This window comes from Propionispira arboris, assembly GCF_900109225.1.
In the GTDB taxonomy this organism is placed as follows: Bacteria; Bacillota; Negativicutes; order Selenomonadales; family Selenomonadaceae; genus Propionispira; species Propionispira arboris.
In genome coordinates, this window is record NZ_FNZK01000024.1 from 42,358 (window position 1) to 63,442 (window position 21,085).

At 38.8% G+C, this 21,085-nt stretch carries 15 protein-coding genes, 1 rRNA gene and 1 pseudogene; 3 read left to right on the top strand and 14 right to left on the bottom strand.

Going from position 1 to position 21,085, the window contains the following annotated elements; all coding sequences use genetic code 11:
* Nucleotides 1-242: 242 nt before the first annotated feature.
* A complete protein-coding gene (gene mmuM / locus BMY14_RS18455; RefSeq protein WP_091835167.1) occupies nucleotides 243-1,184 on the bottom strand; it encodes a homocysteine S-methyltransferase in 942 nt (313 codons plus the stop codon).
* Between the two features lie 66 nt (nucleotides 1,185-1,250).
* On the bottom strand, nucleotides 1,251-2,024 hold the full coding sequence (locus tag BMY14_RS18460; protein WP_091835171.1) for a basic amino acid ABC transporter substrate-binding protein: 774 nt from the start codon (nucleotides 2,022-2,024) through the stop codon (nucleotides 1,251-1,253).
* A 482-nt stretch (nucleotides 2,025-2,506) separates the two neighbouring features.
* Between BMY14_RS18460 and BMY14_RS18465 the strand changes: the two genes are divergently transcribed.
* Both BMY14_RS18465 and BMY14_RS18470 read left to right on the top strand, forming a co-directional pair.
* Nucleotides 2,507-4,234: a methyl-accepting chemotaxis protein gene (locus tag BMY14_RS18465; RefSeq protein WP_342741778.1), complete on the top strand. Its 1,728-nt coding sequence runs from the start codon at nucleotides 2,507-2,509 to the stop codon at nucleotides 4,232-4,234.
* A gap of 451 nt (nucleotides 4,235-4,685) precedes the next feature.
* Nucleotides 4,686-6,191 (top strand): amino acid permease, encoded by a 1,506-nt coding sequence (locus BMY14_RS18470; protein WP_019552117.1) that lies wholly within the window; start codon nucleotides 4,686-4,688, stop codon nucleotides 6,189-6,191.
* 91 nt (nucleotides 6,192-6,282) lie between these two features.
* Here the strand turns inward: BMY14_RS18470 and BMY14_RS18475 are convergent, their stop codons facing one another.
* The 9 genes from BMY14_RS18475 to BMY14_RS18515 all read right to left on the bottom strand — a co-directional run bounded on the left by BMY14_RS18475 (nucleotide 6,283) and on the right by BMY14_RS18515 (nucleotide 17,966).
* Nucleotides 6,283-8,307: a methyl-accepting chemotaxis protein gene (locus BMY14_RS18475; RefSeq protein WP_091835201.1), complete on the bottom strand. Its 2,025-nt coding sequence runs from the start codon at nucleotides 8,305-8,307 to the stop codon at nucleotides 6,283-6,285.
* Nucleotides 8,308-8,649: 342 nt separating this feature from the next.
* Entirely contained in the window at nucleotides 8,650-9,546 is an 897-nt protein-coding gene (locus BMY14_RS18480) for an ABC transporter substrate-binding protein (RefSeq protein WP_091835177.1), read from the bottom strand.
* A gap of 83 nt (nucleotides 9,547-9,629) precedes the next feature.
* Nucleotides 9,630-10,340 carry an amino acid ABC transporter permease gene (locus tag BMY14_RS18485; RefSeq protein WP_245741485.1) on the bottom strand — a complete coding sequence of 237 codons (711 nt, stop codon included), beginning with the start codon at nucleotides 10,338-10,340 and terminating at the stop codon, nucleotides 9,630-9,632.
* A gap of 14 nt (nucleotides 10,341-10,354) precedes the next feature.
* Entirely contained in the window at nucleotides 10,355-11,074 is a 720-nt protein-coding gene (locus BMY14_RS18490) for an amino acid ABC transporter ATP-binding protein (protein ID WP_019552113.1), read from the bottom strand.
* 350 nt (nucleotides 11,075-11,424) lie between these two features.
* Complete coding sequence (locus tag BMY14_RS18495; RefSeq protein ID WP_218144931.1) at nucleotides 11,425-11,934, bottom strand: HD domain-containing protein; 510 nt, start codon at nucleotides 11,932-11,934, stop codon at nucleotides 11,425-11,427.
* Between the two features lie 81 nt (nucleotides 11,935-12,015).
* Entirely contained in the window at nucleotides 12,016-13,356 is a 1,341-nt protein-coding gene (locus BMY14_RS18500; protein ID WP_091835180.1) for a sn-glycerol-1-phosphate dehydrogenase, read from the bottom strand.
* A 266-nt stretch (nucleotides 13,357-13,622) separates the two neighbouring features.
* Nucleotides 13,623-16,181, bottom strand: a complete 2,559-nt coding sequence (xdh, locus tag BMY14_RS18505; RefSeq protein WP_091835183.1) for a selenium-dependent xanthine dehydrogenase — start codon at nucleotides 16,179-16,181, stop codon at nucleotides 13,623-13,625.
* A 220-nt stretch (nucleotides 16,182-16,401) separates the two neighbouring features.
* Nucleotides 16,402-17,316, bottom strand: a complete 915-nt coding sequence (locus tag BMY14_RS18510) for a radical SAM protein (protein ID WP_091835186.1) — start codon at nucleotides 17,314-17,316, stop codon at nucleotides 16,402-16,404.
* Nucleotides 17,317-17,456: 140 nt separating this feature from the next.
* On the bottom strand, nucleotides 17,457-17,966 hold the full coding sequence (locus BMY14_RS18515; protein WP_091835189.1) for a phenolic acid decarboxylase: 510 nt from the start codon (nucleotides 17,964-17,966) through the stop codon (nucleotides 17,457-17,459).
* Nucleotides 17,967-18,101: 135 nt separating this feature from the next.
* Between BMY14_RS18515 and BMY14_RS18520 the strand changes: the two genes are divergently transcribed.
* Entirely contained in the window at nucleotides 18,102-18,635 is a 534-nt protein-coding gene (locus BMY14_RS18520) for a PadR family transcriptional regulator (RefSeq protein ID WP_091835192.1), read from the top strand.
* 264 nt (nucleotides 18,636-18,899) lie between these two features.
* Here the strand turns inward: BMY14_RS18520 and BMY14_RS18525 are convergent.
* The 3 genes and pseudogenes from BMY14_RS18525 to rrf all read right to left on the bottom strand — a co-directional run.
* A pseudogene (locus BMY14_RS18525) lies at nucleotides 18,900-20,080 on the bottom strand (iron-containing alcohol dehydrogenase).
* Between the two features lie 127 nt (nucleotides 20,081-20,207).
* Nucleotides 20,208-20,858: an HAD family hydrolase gene (locus tag BMY14_RS18530; protein WP_091835195.1), complete on the bottom strand. Its 651-nt coding sequence runs from the start codon at nucleotides 20,856-20,858 to the stop codon at nucleotides 20,208-20,210.
* A gap of 135 nt (nucleotides 20,859-20,993) precedes the next feature.
* Nucleotides 20,994-21,085: ribosomal RNA gene (gene rrf, locus BMY14_RS18535) — 5S ribosomal RNA — on the bottom strand; the annotation flags it as partial.

Sequence of the window (21,085 nt, forward strand, 5' to 3'; positions counted from 1 at the left end):
GTATTTAATTTTGGATTTACATATAACATATACCAAAAAAGATAGAGAGTCAACATATTTTTCACGAAATACGGACAATTGTGTAATTATAGTGAATTGTTAATACAATTCAAAAAAAACATTATTAAATTCGGCAAATCATTTTTTAACTTAATATAAGCAGATAAAAGAAAAGAAAACCTGTTATTTCATTGAACATCTGTAAAATGAATGCCAGGTTTTCCCTGTTTTTATATGTTTTTTTACTTATTACGAGCCCATTTTGCAATCGCCCGAATATCATCCGGCGTTGTTCGGCAGCAACCGCCAATTGCCCGCGCCCCGGCCTTATACCATTGTTTTGTATAATCAACAAAAGAATTTTCCGCCGCAGCCCCATGCCAGTCTTTCGTTGTTGCATCATATTGTTCACCTGAGTTTGGATAAACAAGAATTGGTTTATTTGTTTGTGAACGAATGATTTCTATAAGCGATTTTACATATTGCGGCGCCGTGCAATTGATGCCAATCGCCGCTACCTGATTCTGCTGGTCAAGCCAGGCTGCACAATCCAGTATTTTTTCGCCACTACTAATATGTTCTTCATCTTTGGCACTAAAACTAATCCATGCCGACATATCTTTATACGTTTGCAGTACGGCAACAATCGCTTTTGCCTCCGCTAAACACGGCAAGGTTTCACAAGCTAAAATATCCGGCTGTGCCTCAATCAAAGCTTTTAAACGCGGTGCGTGAAAATCACGTAATTCACATTCCCCAATCTTATAATGACCTCGATATTCAGACCCATCTGCTAAAAAAGCTCCATAAGGCCCTACAGATGCGGCAACCACAGGTTTGGGACGATTCGACCTGTTTTCAGGATGCACCCAAAATTCATCACGCTCTTTTTTAGCAATCTCGACCGACAAACGGATTAATGACAAAGCTTCTTCTTTTGTCATCCCTCGACGCATAAACCCTTCAATCGTTGCCTGATAACTTGCTGTAATTGCCACATCGGCACCCGCGGCAAAATAATCAGCATGGACTTTCCCAATCATCTCCGGCTGCTCCATTAAAATTTTAGCAGACCAAAGTTCATCATTAATATCGCAGCCCCGCCGCTCAAGTTCCGTTGAAAAAGCTCCATCTAAAATAACCAAGGGAAACTCTTTTAATATAGATTGAATTGCATTATTCATTTTTCCTAACCTCCAGCTTGCATTTTCTCTCTTCTATTATACGTAAAGAGGCGAACTTACGGCAACCTATTCAACTGGCGGTTTTTTACCAAACCATTTCACATAGATCTTTTCATATTCTCCGTTTTGTTTGATCTCTGCCAAACCCTTATCAATTTTAGCCAAGAGTTCCGTATTGTTTTTTGCCACAGCAATTCCTAGATCTTCACTATTAATTGGTGTATCAACCGTTTTGGTTTCTTTGCTTTTATCTTGTAATGTGTAATATTCATTTACCGGAATATCATTAATAACGGCATCTACACCACCCGCCTTTAATTCCAAAAAGGCATCTGCAATGGTATTGAATTCACGGATTTTTACATTTTCTATCTTACGTGCGGCTTCAGCTCCAGTCGAACCAATCGAGACCGCCACATTTTTCCCTGCTAAATCAGCTACCGACTTAATATCAGTATTATTCGCACGAACCACAATGCCTAAACCTGCTTTATAATAGGATTGTGAAAACTCCACTTTTTGCGATCGATCGTCATCGATTGTCATATCAGAAATGGCAATGTCCAAATTACCAGTCTGTAATGCCGGGATTAATCCATCAAAATTCAAATTATTAATTTCCACGTCAAACCCGGCTTGTTTGGCAACCGCTTTAATCAAATCAATATCAAAGCCAATATAATCCTTCGTCTTTTCATCTTGAAAACCAAATGGTGCATAAGAAGCATCCATTCCGACTTGAAGGGTTTTACCTGCGGTAGTCTCTTGTTTGCCGCACCCCGCTAATCCTATAATGAAAAGGAATAATAACAAAATTACACTTACAGTTTTTTTTGACACTAAAAAAACCTCCCAGTCTCGTTTGCAATAAATATAGGCTAAAAAAGGTCAAAGTCCACCCTATCCAGAGTAACTTTGACCTTCAGATGTCTGATCAGCCTTTGCTGTGTAATATAATACCATTATATTTTTTATAATGCAATATTTTATTCCCATTTTACTTTGCTATAAATCCACAACCATTAGACAATCTTCTATGAAACTGAATATAGTTTTTCTTTAATATACATCTATGCTGTTTTTTTAAGATACGATTGTGCATTCCGTCAAACAATAAAAGCTAAATTTTATCTTTGCAGACTTGTTTTTCTTACTTTAGCATACCATAATTTATTTTGAAATTCACGGACTTGCTTGGACGAAACACAAAAAAGGGGGTATAATAGGAAATAAATACTACATGGTTTTTTCTTAATATTCTATACATACTTGATGACAAAGTGCACCAAAATAATAGATGTAGACTTAAGAAAAAGGGGCGTATGATGATGAATCCATTGAATGCTTTAAATGTAAAACAAAAATTACTTCTTTTGATTGGCGTATTCAGCATTGGTCTAATAGGAGTTGGGTTTGTAGGATTTTATTCGTTACAGCAAGTAAATCAAAATATGAATTCACTGTATACGAATGAATTAACTGGTATTGATTTAGCACATTCTAACAAATTTATCACCGGTCGAATCGAATCCAATATGGCAAGTTTAATGGCGACTACAAATATCACCGAAAAAAAGACATTTTATAATGATATCAACCAAAAAGTCAATGATTTTGATGAAAATCTTGACAAGTATGAAAAATTATCATTAAATTCAGAAGAAACAAATAATTTAGATGAACTTCGTAAAGCACTGCCAGCCTATCGCACAGCGCGCAAAGAAACCATTGAATTATCCATGCAAAATAAAAATGCCGAAGCCAGCCTCTTATATAAAACAAAAGTTGCTCCGCTATCAAGAGAATTTGTTCATAAAATGGAAGTCATGACCGATTTAGCAAAAAAAGCCGCTGATCAAATGAATCAGACTGCTCAAGCGAGCTTTACAACTACCATCGCTATATTTTCCGGTATTATTGTGATTTCAATTTTGGCCGGACTCACTTTGGGATTCATTATTGTTACACAAATTAGTACAAGACTGAATGATGCTGTCCATTTTTTAGCTAAAATTGCCGATGGTGATTTTTCTCAAGATGTCCCCCAGCACAGTCTGCTTGATCGCAGTGAATTTGGCACCTTATCCAAAGCGGTCGACAAAATGAATAAAAGCAACCGCAATTTAATTCAACAACTTACAACTACCTCAGCGAACCTCGCCGATTCCTCACAAGGTTTATCGGCAAGTGCTGAACAATCAGCGCAAGCATCCAATCAAGTGGCCCAGTCTATAACCACCGTTGCCCTGGGAGCCAATAAACAACTGGAACTAGCCAATATAACGAGTACAGTCGTCAATGAAATGACAAAAGGTATTCAGCAGGTTACAAACAATACCATGATTGTCGCAGAATCTGCCCAAAAAACATCATTAACCGCAGATGAAGGCGGAAAAGCAATCCAGACTGCAGTACACCAAATGCAGGTCATTGAAGAAAAGACGCACCATACCGCTGCTGTTGTCAGTGAATTAGAAGAAAAGTCCAAACAAATTGGTAAGATTGTGGAAGTCATCTCCACTATAGCCGGACAAACAAATCTGCTGGCTTTAAATGCAGCCATTGAAGCAGCCCGTGCTGGAGATGCCGGTCGCGGCTTTTCCGTTGTTGCTGAAGAGGTCCGAAAGCTTGCTGAGCAATCCAGTCAATCGACAAAAGAAATCATCGATTTAATCACAGAAATTCAAGCTAAAACAAATAATGCTGTAACGTTTATGACAGACAGCAAAAAGGAAGTAAATGCCGGAACTGCCGTTGTAAATATCGCCGGACAAAGTTTTACTGGCATCGTGCAAATGGTACAACAGATCTCTGAACAGATCCATGAAATTTCCGCTGCCAGTGAGCAGTTAGCCAGTGGCAGCCAAAGTGTTATCGATTCAGCAGAGAAAATTGCACAGGAAAGCAAGCGTAGTGCCGAACAAACGCAGACCATCTCCGCTGCAACCGAAGAGCAATCTGCCTCGATGGAGGAAATCGCTGCCTCGAGTCAAAAGTTAAACAGTATGGCTCTCGACCTGCAGACAACGATTCACAATTTCAAAGTTTAGAAAATTTTTAAATCAGGCAATTTTTTTATTCATGTCCACAAATACAATATCATTTGAAAATAAAATACTATTTTTATGGACATATGCGACACCGTATATTATTCTATAGATAGTACTTGTGTATGAGATTTCATAGGCGAAATCTCCGTTCGATTCGATAAAGCATCGTCTCTTGCGGGAATTTTTACTATGAAATTTTTTTGTCTAAATTCACTTGATGCAGGATAATATTTGGCTTTTACACAAATAAAAAATAGCGTATAATTTTATTTTCGTGTAAAATAAGAATATCGTGCCTATGTTTTACATCTTTTGTCGAAAAGAGACCTTTACACATCCCTTTTCCAGAAAAGATGTAATCTCAATATAGAAGCTACAGTTGCAGCAAAATGAAAATCAGGCAAAAGATAAACGGTAAAACTTTTAGTTTAAAGAGAATGGAGTGTATTCGGTGAGTATTAACGAAGAAGAACTTTCCCTCCCTATGGGAAAAGAAGCAGAGGCTGCGCAGCCACAACAACTTAAAAGAAGTCTTAAGACGCGTCATATGAATATGATTGCCATCGGCGGGGCCCTGGGAACAGGCTTATTTTTAGCAAGTGGTGCTTCCATCAGCACAGCAGGTCCAGGCGGTGCTTTAACTGCATACGCCGTAATCGGTATTATGGTATATTTTATTATGACAAGTTTAGGCGAAATGGCAACGTATTTGCCGGTATCAGGCTCATTCGGCACCTATGCTTCGCGGTTTGTCGACCCCGCTTTAGGCTTTGCAATTGGCTGGAATTATTGGCTTAACTGGGCCATTACATTAGCGGTAGAAATCGTTGCGGGTGCATTGGTCATGAAATTTTGGTTTCCCGATACGCCCGCAATTATCTGGAGTGCTGCTTTTTTAATTATTTTATTTGTATTGAATTATTTATCAACCCGCGCCTATGGCGAAAGTGAATATTGGTTTGCCAGTATTAAAGTTGCGATGGTTGTGGTTTTTCTAATTATTGGTACCTTGTTGATTTTTGGTGTAATCGGTGGACCATCGCCTGGTTTTTCCAACTGGACAAATGGTGATGCACCATTTGTTGGCGGTGCTGGTTCCATTGTCGGCATCTTCATGATTGCTGCCTTTTCTTTCCAAGGAACTGAATTAGTCGGCATTGCTGCCGGCGAGAGTGAAGACCCTGAAAAAAATGTTCCGAAAGCAATTAATAATGTTTTTTGGCGCATCTTGCTATTTTATATTGGTACCATGATTGTCATCGGTTTTCTATTACCGTATACGGATGCTAACCTTTTAAAAACAGATGTTGAAAGCGTTGCGGTAAGTCCATTTACCCTGGCACTTGATCGTGCCGGCTTCAATGCTGCTGCATCATTAATGAACTTTGTTATTTTAACCTCCGTATTATCCTGCGGAAATTCCGGACTTTATGCTTCAACACGCATGTTATATGCAATGGCAAAAGAAGGCAAAGCACCAGCTATGTTTACCAAAGTCAATCGTCGCGGAGTACCGACAAATGCGTTATTCCTTACAACGATCTTCGGTTTATTAGCATTTCTTACCTCTTTACTCGGGGAAGGAACAGCTTATACCTGGCTGCTCAATCTATCAGGCATGACTGGATTTGTCGTTTGGGTAGGCATCGCCATTTGCCATTATCGCTTTCGCCGTGCCTTTGTTGCACAGGGAAAAGATTTAAGTACTTTAAAATATCGTGCTACACTATTCCCTTTCGGTTCATTTTTCGCTTTAGCATTATGCCTGGTCGTAATGCTTGGACAAAATTATGGTGCCTTTATGGGAAGTTCCGTCGACTGGAACGGTGCCTTAGCAACTTATATTGGTATTCCTATTATATTGATTTTCTATTTCTGGTATAAAATTAAACATAAAACAAAATTAATTCCATTAAAAGAAATTGATCTTGACCCAACAAACTTAAGCGATCACTAATCCTATTGATAAAGATTATATAACATAACAAAAGCCGATGAAACTAGCAGTCCCCCTGCAGGTTTCATCGGCTTTTTTCATTTTCTACTATTTAGACTTTAAACTTAACAATGAGATCTTGCAGTTCTGTGGCCAAATGAGCCAGGCTCTGACTGGCTGAGGCAATTTCCTGCATTGATGCGGATTGTTCTTCGGTTGCCGCAGATACAGACTGTGCTTCCGCTGAACTGTTTTTACTGATTGCATCAATTTCTTCTATCGAGTGCAGCATAGCCTTACTACCATCCGCCATAGAATCAATCGATCCAGAAATGGCTGCTATCTCATCCGATAGATGATGGATAACTTGAACTATATTTTTAAATGTTTCATCGGCTGAATTCACAGCTTCGATACCACTAATAATACTTGCTTTTCCATCTTTACTAACCATAACGGCTTTTTCCATATCTATTTGATTGCGCTTCACAAGTTCAGCAATTTGTTGCGATGATTTATGCGATTCTTCCGCTAGTTTCCGTACTTCTTCAGCGACAACCGCAAAACCGCGACCTTGCTCCCCAGCTCTGGCTGCTTCAATCGCAGCATTCAGTGCCAGCAAATTGGTCTGCCCGGCAATGTTTGCGATTAAATCAACGATATTGCTGATTTCTTGTGATCCTTGTGCTAATTCTTCTACTGCCTGCTGAATTTGTTCTGACCCAGTGCTGATCTGCTGCATCTGTTCCACCGCATTCGCAATTGCACTGCGTCCTAAATCAACATCACCGTTCGCCTTATGAGTAACTTCCCCCACACCTTTAGCCTTCAAAGCGATTTCCGCTGCCGTCTGAGCAACGCCATTCGCAATCCCATTCACTTTTTTAGCTGCGTTGGATTGTTTTTCTACACCTTCGGCAATACCAGTAATGGAAACAGCCACCTGATTAGATGCTTCGGCGGATTGGCCAGCACTTTCTTTGAGCATTTCACTGGATGAGGCAACTTGCTGCGATTCATTTTGGATCTTTTTAATGAGCGTACGTAAGGTGGTCCTCATATCACGGAATCCTTTTGCGAGCTGCCCAAATTCATCTTCCCCCTCAACACTAAGAGGCTTATCTTGAAAGTCTCCATCATTTAAGAGTTTGCATTCATCACGAATCAATTGGATTGGTTCAGCAATTTTTTTTGCAAATAAATAAATGAATAAACTAGCAATTATAATAAAAAAGATTGATATACCAATCATATATGTGGATAATTTCTTAATTGGAGCTGCAACTTCAGCTTCTGGAGCCGTAATGATCATAACCCACCGTTGTCCATAAAGTTCAATCGGCGTCAATTCAGCTATATCTTCACGACCAAATAAATCCGTATAAGAAACCACTTCGGCGGTCCCTTTTTCCACGACCGTTTTAAATGCTGCCATCAAATTTTTGTCCAATTCCGTTTTATCAGCTTTGATAGCTGGATTAATCTGCTTTTCTGTCAAATTCAAAGTGTTAATCAGTTCAGGGTTTTTGTTATTTGCAATAACGATCCCTTCGGTTTCAGCGATATATCCATATCCTGAAGTCTGGAATTCGACTTGATCCAATACTTTTGACAATTTTTCCAGCGTAATGCTCCCCATCATCATACCAACAAATTTACCATTTTCAAAAGCTGGTGCTGTCAAAACCAAAATAAGTTTACCAGTATCTGCCGAAACTACCGGCGATGGTACATAGGCTTTTTTTGTTTCTTTTACTTTTTTGAAGTATTCCCGATCAGCCCGATTAAAATGCTTACCATCGGCACGAACACAGTTCCCATTCAAATCTGAATAATATAAGGAGTCAAAACCCAATCGTTTTTGTGATTCTGCCAAATATGCTATTTTAGCGTTATCATCTGCGCCCCGTAGGACTTTATCCGTTCCCAGCTCTTCCAACCGAATAACGCGTTCATCGATTCCCTGTTCCACTTCTGTTGCAGCTTTTTGTCCCATTGCCTTTACTGTTTCATTATTTGCCCTATTTAACGAAGTATTCGCCATATAATAGCTGATACTCGATAAAATAAGAAAGCTTAAAATAAAGATCGGCATTAGCATGACTAAAAATTTTGTCTGCACATTTTTAAAATTCAAATTTACCACAACCCTATTCTTTTTCTTTTTATAATAAAAACCACAAATTTGAAATTACTTTTGAAAATTCTTGCGATAAGACAAGCTGCCCTCTACTTTCAGCAAAATCAATTGCAGTTCCATTTTTTGCAATTATCGAAACAATAACTATAGTTTATAATTATATCATATGAAAAATACACTGCACAGTAGCCAAAGTGCTTATTTTTACCAGTTTACAAAAATGTAAAATATTTCTATTTTGTATTACACCTCCAAAGCATATTTATTGTAGAGTCAAAAAAACAAGCTGAAAACGCTCTCATAAGAGTTATTTCAGCTTGTTTTTTCTAAATACTATTATTATTTTGTGTTCGTAGTTTTGCCTTCATCTACTGATACAACATAATCTTTATTCAACCCAAAACCTTCTAATATTTTAGTCAATGTTCCATCCGCTTTCATATCATTGAGCGTTTTATTGACTTCCGCTAAGAAATCTTTGTCTTCAAAGCGTAAAGCCGCCCCTATTTTACCGGCTGCTTCTGCATCATATGGACTTAAAACACGAAGATCCAAACTAGAATTTTGTTTAAGTGTATAAGAAGCTACAATACCATCTGTGACACAGGCATCAATCTTCCCCGTATTAACTGCCATCATCAGTTCAGCCTGGCTGTTGAATATCTTTAGGTCTTTGGCTTTGCCAGCATCCAGCCATTTTTGAGCAACTTCCAGGAAGGCTGTTCCTTTTTGTCCACCGAGAACTTTATCTTTTAAATCATCTTTTGTTTGAATCGTAGAATCTTTTTTCACAACAACGGCTTCACCCTCTTTATACCAAACATCGGTAAACAAGGCTTTATCCAACCGTTCTTTTTTGATATACATCGCATCCGTTACCATATCAATCGTTTTATTATTTAACTCCAATAAGAGATTCTCAAACGGAATCTGTTTCATTTCCACTTTCTCAATGCCCAGTCGTTTTGCAACTTCTTTAATAATCACCGCATCAACGCCAGAAAATTGATTTGTACTTGCATCCATATAAGCAAACGGAGCATCATTGGATGATCCTACAACCAATACCCCTTTTTCTCTTAAAGCCGTCAAGGTTTTACTGGTTCCAGAATCAGCTTTCGCCGCTGGAGCACTTGATTTTGCCGCCTCGTCAGAAGACCCACATCCGGATACAAGCATAGCGAATACAAACATGCACACTGTCAAAAAGGTAAATTTTTTACACAAATTATTCATAGTTTATCAGCCTCTCTTTAATAAAAATAAATTATAACGGAAAACTCGCAATATACCCTATTTTCTAGTTATTACAACAAAACTCAACGCCGATTTGTTTTTAATTTATATTCAATGAATTTTACAAGATGTGACAATGGTATACTAATCACCAAATATGCCAAAGCCAAATACGTATAAGATTCTATTGTAAAAAATGTTTGTGAGGCAAAGCTCTGTGTCCTAAGCAGCAATTCATTCACTGCAACATATGCCAGCAGCGAGGTATCTTTTACCATCATAACCAAATAATTACCTAATGATGGAATAATACTTCGTAAGGCCTGCGGAATCACAATCCGAAACAAGGCTTGGTATTTACCGAAACCCAATACCAGAGCAGCTTCCGTCTGTCCACTATCCACGGCAACAATAGCCCCGCGAATGACTTCAGACATATAACAACCATAGTTGACACCAAGCCCCAAGATCCCTGCGGTCAGCGGTGCTATCTGCATATCTACTTTATAGCCAAATAAACTTGCCAGTAAATTAATTAATAATGGTACTACATAGTAGATATAAACCAACTGTACCAAAAGTGGCGTGCCACGAATTATTTCCAAAAAAACATATAAAATGCCTTTGATGATTTTCAGACTGGAAAGTCTGCCGATAGCAATAATCATCCCAATGATGGTTGCCAGTAAAAAACCTAAAATAGTTGCTTGAATAACAACGCCAAAACCATGCATAAGGGAAGGAACTAATAATTCAGCGGCTTGGCCAAAATGAAGCTGCATTAAAGTGTTCATATAATCTGACCTCCTTATAAAACTCTTGCCAAAAACGCCTGTGTACGCTCGTGTTTGGGGTTGTTAAATATTTTTTCTGGTGGACCTTCTTCGACAATATAGCCCTTATCCATAAAAATAACACGGTCGGCCACATCTCTCGCAAATCCCATTTCATGTGTCACAACCACCATTGTCATTCCATCAGCTGCCAGCTGTTTCATGACTTCCAAGACATCGCCCACGAGTTCAGGGTCTAAAGCGGATGTTGGTTCATCAAACAAGAGCATATTCGGCTGCATAGCCAGAGCCCGAGCAATCGCTACGCGCTGCTGCTGTCCACCTGATAATGTGGCTGGATAGACATCAGCTTTATCAGCTAATCCGACTTTTTCCAGCAAACTCATAGCCAGTTCCTTTGCCGCTTCTTTTTTCATATGATTGATATGGATCGGTGCATACGTAATATTTTTCAATACCGTAAACATCGGAAAGAGATTAAACCGCTGAAAAACCATGCCCACTTCCCGGCGAAGCTTCTTACTATCTAAATCCGCATCCAAAATTATTCCATTATAATAAACCTTCCCACTCGTTGGTACTTCTAATAAATTCAAGCACCGCAAAAATGTGCTTTTCCCTGAGCCCGACGGTCCAATAATGCAAACGACTTCACCTTTTTCAATATTCATGCTGATACTCTTTAATACGTCTAAATCACCAAATTTTTTCCCTAACTTATATATATTAAACATAATTACCTCCAGCATCTTTCCGTGTTATTCAACACCCTATTTCAACAATTGGAATATCTCCTGTGAAGGAAATCACTACTAAAAAAAGCACAAAAAGCAAAGATCTTTTATTAGCATCTTTGCTTTTTAACTCTGCTTTATTCACTTATTGATTCTAACCATCGGTAATAACTAAAAATGGCGCTCACAAGTATTCTAAAATACTCGTGAGCGCCATTACTCAACAAATTTATTATTTCTTTCATTCTACCATTCAATAATCCTGTCGTCAATGTTAATAATGCACAAAGATCATTTATTTTTTTAGTAAATATTTTGATTTTGAATTTAGGCTTTTTTGTTTTCCACAATCAACAACTATACATTGTTTCCAGTAAATGTTTACCCGTTTTTGTTTTAAAAATTTTCTCTTCAATGCTTTGAATTGCCTGTTGTGACATCCCGTCTTCATATATATTTACCAAAAAATCCGCTTCTACCAGAATTTGATAATCGAGCCCATCAATATCCTTATAGGTGTGATGATGCCCTATCAAATAGCAGACTCGCTCAATTACCGCTTCGGTATAACCTACGGAAACCAACATAGGTTTGGCAATGGCAGGACCTTCTTTTTCCTGATAAGTTCCCGCACTGCTCTGATATTTTTCTTCACTCACTTTAATGCCAATATCATGAACAATCGCTGTTATTTCTAAAAGAAACTGCACATCTTCCGGCAAATTTTCTGATTTTCCAATAAGTCTTGCAAAGTCATAAACTTTTAGAAAATGCTGAACCCGTTTTGCATCTCCAGCATAATAATCAATCATTTTATGAAGTAATTTAACCTGCATAACATCGGCCACAGCTCTATCCATAAGGTTTCCTCCTTTTTTCTCACAGTACAACTATAGAATATAGTTTACCGTAGTCAGATGCTTCTAGCAATAAAAATTTCACTATCTATATTGTTCAATCTGTTTGCATACACAGTCCGCGGCATTTTCCAGCTCGCCCATATCAAACAATAATTGTAATATTCCATAACGATTACGTAATTCTTTAGCGTAAACAATACTATTTTTGAGCAATTCGGGCGTCACACCAATCTCTTTTGGCAGATATGGTGCCTGAATTTTTTTCATGGCAGCAATGATTTTTTCCGGTGTAGGCAAGGCATCCGCCAATTTTATAAAATCTTCTCGATGCTGCTGCAATACGGCTAATCGTTTAGCTACTGCGACATCACTATTTTTGTGTACATTTTCTTCTAAAGACAAAACCCCAGGAGCAGATATTCCATAGGCTTTTTTGATGGATTTTATCCAGATCTTCTCATCAAAGGAAGGCTGTGGAAAAGCTTTGCCGCTTGCCAATATTTTTTTTGCATATTGATAAAGTAATAATGCAATAACCGTACCGACACCGACCTTTGTTCCATGCAACGGATCCTCTTGACCACTTTGTAAAAACATCATCTCCCAATAATGCGCTAAATGATGTTCGCTGCCCGATGCAGGTCTTGAATTGCCTACATAACTCATCCCTACTCCGGCGAGTACCAAGCCCTCCATAATAGCTCCCATCGCTTTTTTATTGCGTGATGGGATACCATCAATCGAGGTTTCCAAAGCTTTTAAGGCATCCTGCATAATACCATCAACAAACTCACAATAATATTCTCCCGTAATCAAATGAGATAGTTTCCATTCCGTAAGGCAGATATATTTGCCAAAAACATCGCCGACACCAGCCGTAATCATACACATAGGTGCTTTTGACAAAACATCCACATCACCAAGAATCGCTTTAGCATGACCCATTTTTTCATAAGTTGTTTTTAAATTATGAATCAGCATTGGTGTAACATCCGAAGCATAACCGTCCATAGATGGTGCTGTTCCAACAATAAAATAATCAATTTTCATCTTGTGAGAAATGAACCGACAGGAATCATTGATCGTTCCTGAACCTACGGCTATAATCAAATCTGTTTCCGCTGCTATATCAGCAATAAGATTTCCTAGCGTAATTTCATCCGGGATGATTTCAGCGGCTTCTAATCTGATTTTGTCAAAAAAGATTCCGCCCTTTTCTAAAACGCCATACACCGTCTCTCCGGCTGCTTTTTCTGTGTTTTTATCAACAACTACGGCCACATGCTGATAACCTTTTTCTTTGATATACGCTGTTAAAGATGCAATGGCAGCAACGCCAATAGCAACATTCTTAATATCGCAACGATGTTTCCTGCCGCAGGAACATTCTATTTCTTTATTCAAATAACGGTTCCAATCCATTTTATATGCCTCCATCTATTTTTAGTTCTTCTTAAAAGCCTATGATAAAAATCGGTAATTTAGCGTAATTCATTTTACCAAAAGCACTACCAGTAAAATCGGATTTTTTTATATGGCAATCCTCCGTAATAGGCTATAGGGTTTAATTGTCTTACGGAGAAAGTAGCTTCACTAGATGTCTTTATTATAACATATTGGGAAAAAATGCCGCGAGCTCTTATAAAAAACAACACATACCATCAGCATGTGTTGTTCGAAGAAAAATTTTATTTTTTATAATAGGTTTCCCGAAGTGGCAGTGACGTCCTGAATTTCCCATCATAACGATAATATGCATGAGAGCAGGCTGGTGAGGTCGGAATGAGGCAAAGTTCGCCAACGCCTTTGGCTCCAAATGCATACGGAAGTTTTTCGCCAGGCGCTTGTACCAGATGAACTTCAATTGGCGGCGCCTCCGTTGCCCGCATCAGTCCGAGTGTCCCGAATTTTAACAGTGGATATCCACCTTGAACGGGAAAATCCTCGGTAAGGGCAAATCCCAGCCCCATGATGATGCCGCCCTCAATCTGACCTTCAACCGATTGAATATTGACTGGTGTTCCAACATCATATGCTGCAACTACTTTTTCAACTTTTCCCTGCGAATCTAAAACGACAACCTGTGCCCCATAGCTATAGCTTACATGGCTGACAGGAAAATCCTTTGGTGCTCCCATCGGATCAGTAATAGCAGAAAATTCATCATAAAATTCCTGTCCGTTTAAATCTACCACACTTTTGCCGTCAGCTAAAGCCACTTTGAGTTTTTGCGCGGCACGCCGTGTAGCTTCTCCTGTCACGACGGTCTGCCTGGAGGCTGTACTAGTTCCTGAATTGGGTGTTCTGTTGGTATCGGGACGTTCATGCACAATCAGAGCTGGATCTAAACCGGTTTCCTGACACACCATATGCGTACACATTGTCGCAATTCCCTGCCCCATACAAGCTGCAGAAGTTCGAATGTGGACGAGTCCCTTTTCAATCGAGAGCAAGCAGCGACCAATATCCTTAAGTCCCACACCGGTACCACTGTTTTTAAAAGCACAAGCAATTCCAGCGTAAGGATTCGCTTCGTAAACAGCCTTAACTGCCTCTAAACATTCCACCATCGCACAATTTGGATCTGCGATCTGTCCATTTGGCAAAACCTGCCCCGGACGGATTGCATTTTTATAACGCATTTCCCATGGAGAAAGTCCTGCCATTTCAGCTAAAAGGTTGATATTATTTTCCGTGGCAAAACAACTTTGGGTTACGCCAAAACCTCGATAAGCTCCACCAATTACATTATTCGTATAAACCGACATCCCTAAAATATCTATATTTTGATAATTATAAGGACCAGCCGCATGGGTACAGGCGCGTTGGAGTACTGGCCCTCCCAACGATGCATATGCTCCCGTATCGGCAAGCAAAATTGCTTTCATTGCCGTAAGGATTCCCTGTTCATCACAGGCCGTCGTAAATTCCATTTCCATTGCGTGACGTTTTGTATGATAATTTAAACTTTCCTGTCGCGAAAACTTCACTTTCACCGGTTTTTTCGTATACCAAGCCATCAATGCGGCATGATGCTGCACACTCATATCTTCTTTTCCGCCAAATCCGCCCCCAACCAGCATTGAATGGCAATGTATTTTTTCTTCAGGAATCGCTAACATATGCGAAATTTCATGGCGTTCATCATAAACGGATTGTGACCCTGTATAAAGTAAGAGACCATCCTCTCCTTCTGGTAATGCAATTGCACATTCTGGTTCCATAAATGCATGATCATTAAAAGGCGTACTGTATTTACGTGTCACAACATACTTTGATTTTTTAATCGCCGCATCGGCATTGCCGCGTTTGAGAACTTCTTTGCGCATAATATTGCCCTGCTCATGGATAAGCGGTGCCGATGCTTTCAGAGCATCGGTCGGGCAGGTGATTGGTACTAACTCGGTATACTCAACTTCAATTAAAGCTAGGACTTCATCGAGCGTTTCTTTGTGCTGTGTAGCAACTAGGGCTAAGGCATCACCAATATAGCGTGTCGTTCCCCCCTCTGCAATCATCACATCCCAATCCGTAACCAGATGACCAATTTTTTTATTCGGTACATCTTTTTCCGTTAAAATTCTTATACAATCTGGATGCGCCAAAGCTTTCGACAAGTCAATCCGGTTGACAACCGCTCGTGGATATTTTGAGCGTAATGCCTTCGCATAAATCATATCCGGCAAAATCAAATCATCAACAAACTGTCCCGTACCCAATATTTTTTCTTCTGCATCCACTCTTTTAAACCGAGTATTAAGCAGCGCCTGCGTCTCACGCTGTGGAATTGGCAAATCCTCACGAAAAAAATCTGCTGCCTGTAAAATAGCTTCTTCGATTTTAACATAACCAGTACAGCGGCAAAGATTGCCACGAATTGCCTTTTTTACCTCTAACCGGGTCGGGTTTAGATTTCCATCGAGCAGACTCTTTGCCGAAATCACCATTCCTGGAATACAATACCCACACTGTACCGCCCCTGCCTGGGCAAAACAATGCACGTAGACTTCTTTTTCCCTTGGGGAAAGACCTTCAACTGTAACAATCGATTTGCCAACAAGGGAAGAAAGTTTAGGTATACAGGCTTTAATTTTTTTGCCATCAATCAGAACCGTACAAGTTCCGCAGGCACCTTCACTACAGCCATCCTTTACCGATGTCACTCGTAACTCATCTCTTAGATAGGTCAATAAATTTTGCTCTTTATCGGCTGTAACCGACGTTCCATTCACTTTAAATGTAAACATACCATTCTCCTTCTCTATGCAGCGACTACGATGGCAGCTTAATTAATAAAAAAAGCATCCACAAATGTGAACGCTTTAGAAATGCAACGTGCAATTCCATAGTAGACCCGCGGAACAGCTTCATTGCTGATTTAAATCTTATTTTATAAAAATTCTATCAGCAATAAGACGTTTCGTCAAGGAAAAAATCTCAATATGAGACATGCTGTGAGATTTCTATTTATTCAGTATCGGCCGTTAAAACACCACGACCATTAAATACTGGTACAAAGTCGACGGACGACGTTTTACCTTCTTGAATAAAGCACTGCTTTATTCCTAAATTCAGTGCATGATCAACAACTTGATCATATTCATAGGTTGTAAGCTTGCGGTTAATCTCTTTATACGCATGAACTTCATATAAAGGTGTAAATTGATTCATTAAACTTAAATAAATTCGATCGCCAAACGTATTCCACAACCAATCCAGCAGAGCCTTGCTATCTTTCATTTGCCCAGGAATGATAAGATGCCGAACTAATACACCTCGTTTCATCATACCCTGCGCATCAAAAGCAGGCGGTCCAACCAGCTCAACCATTTTTTTTATCGCCTTACTTGCCACGGAAAAATAATCCGCCGCCTGAGAATATTTCTGTGCAGCCGCGATGTCTTTATACTTTAAATCTGGCAGAAACACATCTACATACCCAGCTAAAGACTCCAGTGTTTGCACATTTTCATAGCCATTTGAATTATATACGACAGGTAGACAAAGACCACTGGCCTTAGCAATATCCAAAGCTTCAATAATTTGCGGCACATACTGGGTAGGCGATACCAAATCTAAAGACTGAGCGCCTCTATTTTGCTGTTCTAAAAAAATTTCAGCCAATCTGGCAATCAATATTTCTTCTCCCACCCCAGCTTGACTAATCTCATGATTTTGACAAAAAACACAATGTAGATTACAATATGAAAAAAACACAGTTCCCGCTCCATGTTCACCGACAAAACAAGGTTCTTCCCATTGATGAAGCGAAACCAATGCCACCTTTGGCAAAGCACCTGCGCCACAGGCACCTGTCTCACCAGCTAAGCGATTAACGCCGCACTGCCATGGACAAACTGTACAAATCCCTAAATCAAGCAAATATCTCGACCTTCTTTTCTAATATCATCTACCTATAATTATAATAGAAGCACTTTAAAAATCAAACCATAGACAATAAAAAAGCAAGACTCGAAAAAACAGTTTATATGTTTTATCCGAGTCTTACGGTGCATACTATCTTAATTTTCACGTAGGGTATAACCTTCCGGCAAATCTTTTGAAGCACAATTTATAACATCATCACGATCACGTCCACATTCTTCTAAGAACGTTATTTCCGCAAACTCATCTACTACCATTTTAGGATACGTCGGTCCCTGATCGCGATATTTCTGCATGAGATCTAAATGTTCATTTTGATAACATACTGTTTTTTGTGGATCTTTGCCAACCCAGGCGGGGAAGAAAATCGTACCATGGATTTTACGTGTTGCTAAATTGAATGCCAAGCTTACACAGGTCCCCGTTGGTTCATCCCACGAAATCTTAAAAACATCCTCAGACATTTTTACAATATAGGCTTCTTGCCCAGTTACCCAGCGTCCACCAACGATACCACTATGAATCCGATAATCAAAAACTGTTTCACTTTTTATATAAACTTCATACTGCCAGCCATTATCATATGTATAAATAAAATGTTTACCAACTAAATTTTTCAATTCTTCTTTACGTGAAGATTCACTCATGTAAATTACCTCTTTCTATTAATTCTTTCATTTTAATAAATTACAACATGTTACTTTATACATGTTGTAATTTATGTATTTATTATATATAATAGAAGAAACAAAGTCAAGTCAAATTGTTAGGAGAAATATGCCATGAATACATTAGCTTATGCCATTTTGGGATTAATTGATAAAGATAAAGTCACTGGCTATGATTTAACAAAAATTTTCAGTGATAGTGTTGCTGATTTTTGGAGTGCCAAACAAAGTCAAATTTATACGGAATTAAAAAAGCTCGTTGATGCTGCTTTGATTGAATATGAAGTTGTCATTCAAGGCGAAGTGCTTGAAAAAAAAGTTTATTCCATTACAACAAAAGGAAAAGAAGAACTCGCTGCCTGGATGCATGAAGATGAACCACCACTTTCACAGAGTAAGGACATTTTCAAGCTTCGCCTTTATTTTTCCGAACAACTCACCAGCCAAGAACTCTGCGGCAAATTTGAAAAACAGCTTGAAAAATGTCAGCTTTTACTGACCCGCTATACAATCAAATTCAATGAATATGATTCCTCTGATATTCCTACCGCAAAAATCGGTGATTATCTTTTACTAAAAGGAGCCATTGCTCATCTACGCACGCAAATCGAATGGCTCAACGAATCGCTTGCTTATATACAAAAATAACAATAACCAAAACTAGGGCTACCTTACATGTAAGGCAGCCCTCAGTGGAGTAACTGTTAATTGCTAAAAATGTTCATTCAAAAGATTTTCTGAATGTCGAACTCAATGCATGTAAAAACAGAGTCAACATGATTATGATATTCATTATCACAACGTAATTATATACTAACATGCTTAGATCTAAGATGCAAGGCTTTTAAAATATAAAACAGGCAAGTTATTCACAGGGTTGTGCATAAAGTAGTGGATAACTTGCCCATTTATTTATTTATTTGCCATTTTATAAATATTATACATATCTTCGCGGGTAAGTTTTTTGAAATTAGCCACCGTTTTTTTACCATAATCACTGCACCGATCAGCAAGATATTGTAAAGATTTTTCATCTTGCTTGCCGATACCTAATTCGCTAAAGTTTGTTGGCATATGAATCGAAGCAAAATAAGCTTCTGTAGCAGCAATTCCCGCCAAAGCCGTTTCATTCAAATCCTCATGATGTATCCCCCAGACACGTTCAGCAAAAATAGCAAATCGCTGCGGCTCTTCTTTATAGACATATCGCGCCCAAGAAGCCCAAAGCGCCGATAAAGACGCTCCATGGGGCACATCAAATTTTCCACTGAGCTCATGTCCCAGTTTATGCGTAGCAAAATCGATTTCAGCCCCCAGTCCCGTCAACCCATTATGTGATAAACTGCCGCACCACATAATTTCACTCATCGCTTCATAATCATCATGCTTGTCTAAGACAATTCTGCCATTTTTCGCTACATTCTTCAATAATACTTCGGCAATTGCATCGGTCATCTCATTGCCTTTTGTATGAGTAAAATAACGGTCAAGCGTATGCATCATAATATCTGTTATCCCGCAGGCAATCTGCCGTTCCGGCAAGGTATACGTTAATTCAGGATTCATCACCGCAAAACAAGGTCGATTGAAATCGGTATTAATACCAGCTTTTTTACCAGTTTCTTCATTCGTTAACACAGCGGAATTACTCGTTTCACTGCCCGCTGCTGAAATCGTGAGCACTACCCCAACCGGTAATGATTTTGTAAGCTCTGCTTTTCCAGACCAAAAATCCCAAATGTCCGTATCTGGATTCGCCCGTCCATGCGCAATAGCCTTACTTGTATCAATTACACTACCGCCGCCAACAGCTAAAATAAAATCAGCTTTAAATTTATTTGCCTGTTGTACGCCAGTTCGTGCGAGTTCAAGCCGAGGATTTGGTTGTACCCCCCCAGCGTTTCATAAGGCAATTCTGCTTTTTGCAGTAAGTCGGTTATTTTTTGCAATAAACCACTGCGAACAACACTGCCACCACCATAAACGACAAGCACTTTCGTACCACCATATTTTTTAATTTTATCCGCAGCTTTCAGTTCAGCTCCCTTGCCAAAAATAATTTCTGTCGGACAATGATATTCAAAACTCTGCATAAAAAAATCTCCTTTTTCCAAAACTATTTCATCGTACAGTTTCTATAATTAGGCGTTTTTTTTACTTTTCCTGCGTAACACAATAAAACCGTTTAAACACCTACTAACGATTAAACTGCTCAAAATTTTAATTCCTTAAATATAGACTCAAATCAATGCTTTTAATCGATGGCACAATGATATCAGCCTGCCGTAAATCCTGACATCCGGAATTCTTATTTTGATGAGCAATACAATACATTCCAGCAGCTTTCGCCGCTTGTACGCCCGATGATGTATCTTCAATGACAATACAGTCAGTTGGCGATACACCTAAACGTTCTGCGGTAAGTAGATAAACCGCTGGATCTGGTTTACTTTTTGGCAGATCCGCACCGCTGATAATGGACTGAAAATAAGATTTCAGTTGGAATTTTTTCACAACAGCATCGATAATTTCCCGTCCCGATGAAGAACCAATCGCAGTGGGAATAGCTTCTTGTTTTAAATATCTTAACAAATCTAAAATACCCTCAATTGGTTGAATTGATTTATTATTATCTAGAATATCCAAATATAATTTATACTTAAGTGCTACCATTTCAGATACCGAAATATCGCGATTATGTTGCTCAATCAAAGCAGCAAATAACGATTTTGTTGTCTGCCCCATATATTTTTCACAATCTTTTTCAGCAAAAGGAATGCCATAATGTTTAAACGTCTGCATCTTGGTGATGGTATGAATTGGCTCACTATCAATAATCACACCATCCATATCAAATATAACTGCTTTCAAAAAAAGTACCTCACTTTATTTTTATCCTGTATAGAAAAGTATACCATAAGCCCTATAAAAAATCTCTTTTTAAGCAGAGTTAAAAATTTTTTCCATACAAAAAAAGCACTCATATACATGAGTGCTTTTTAGTTTAACTGGCAGTTTTCTATCCTCCCAGGGCGTTTCCACCCAAGTACTTTCGACGTTCAAGTGCTTAACTACTGTGTTCGGTATGGGAACAGGTG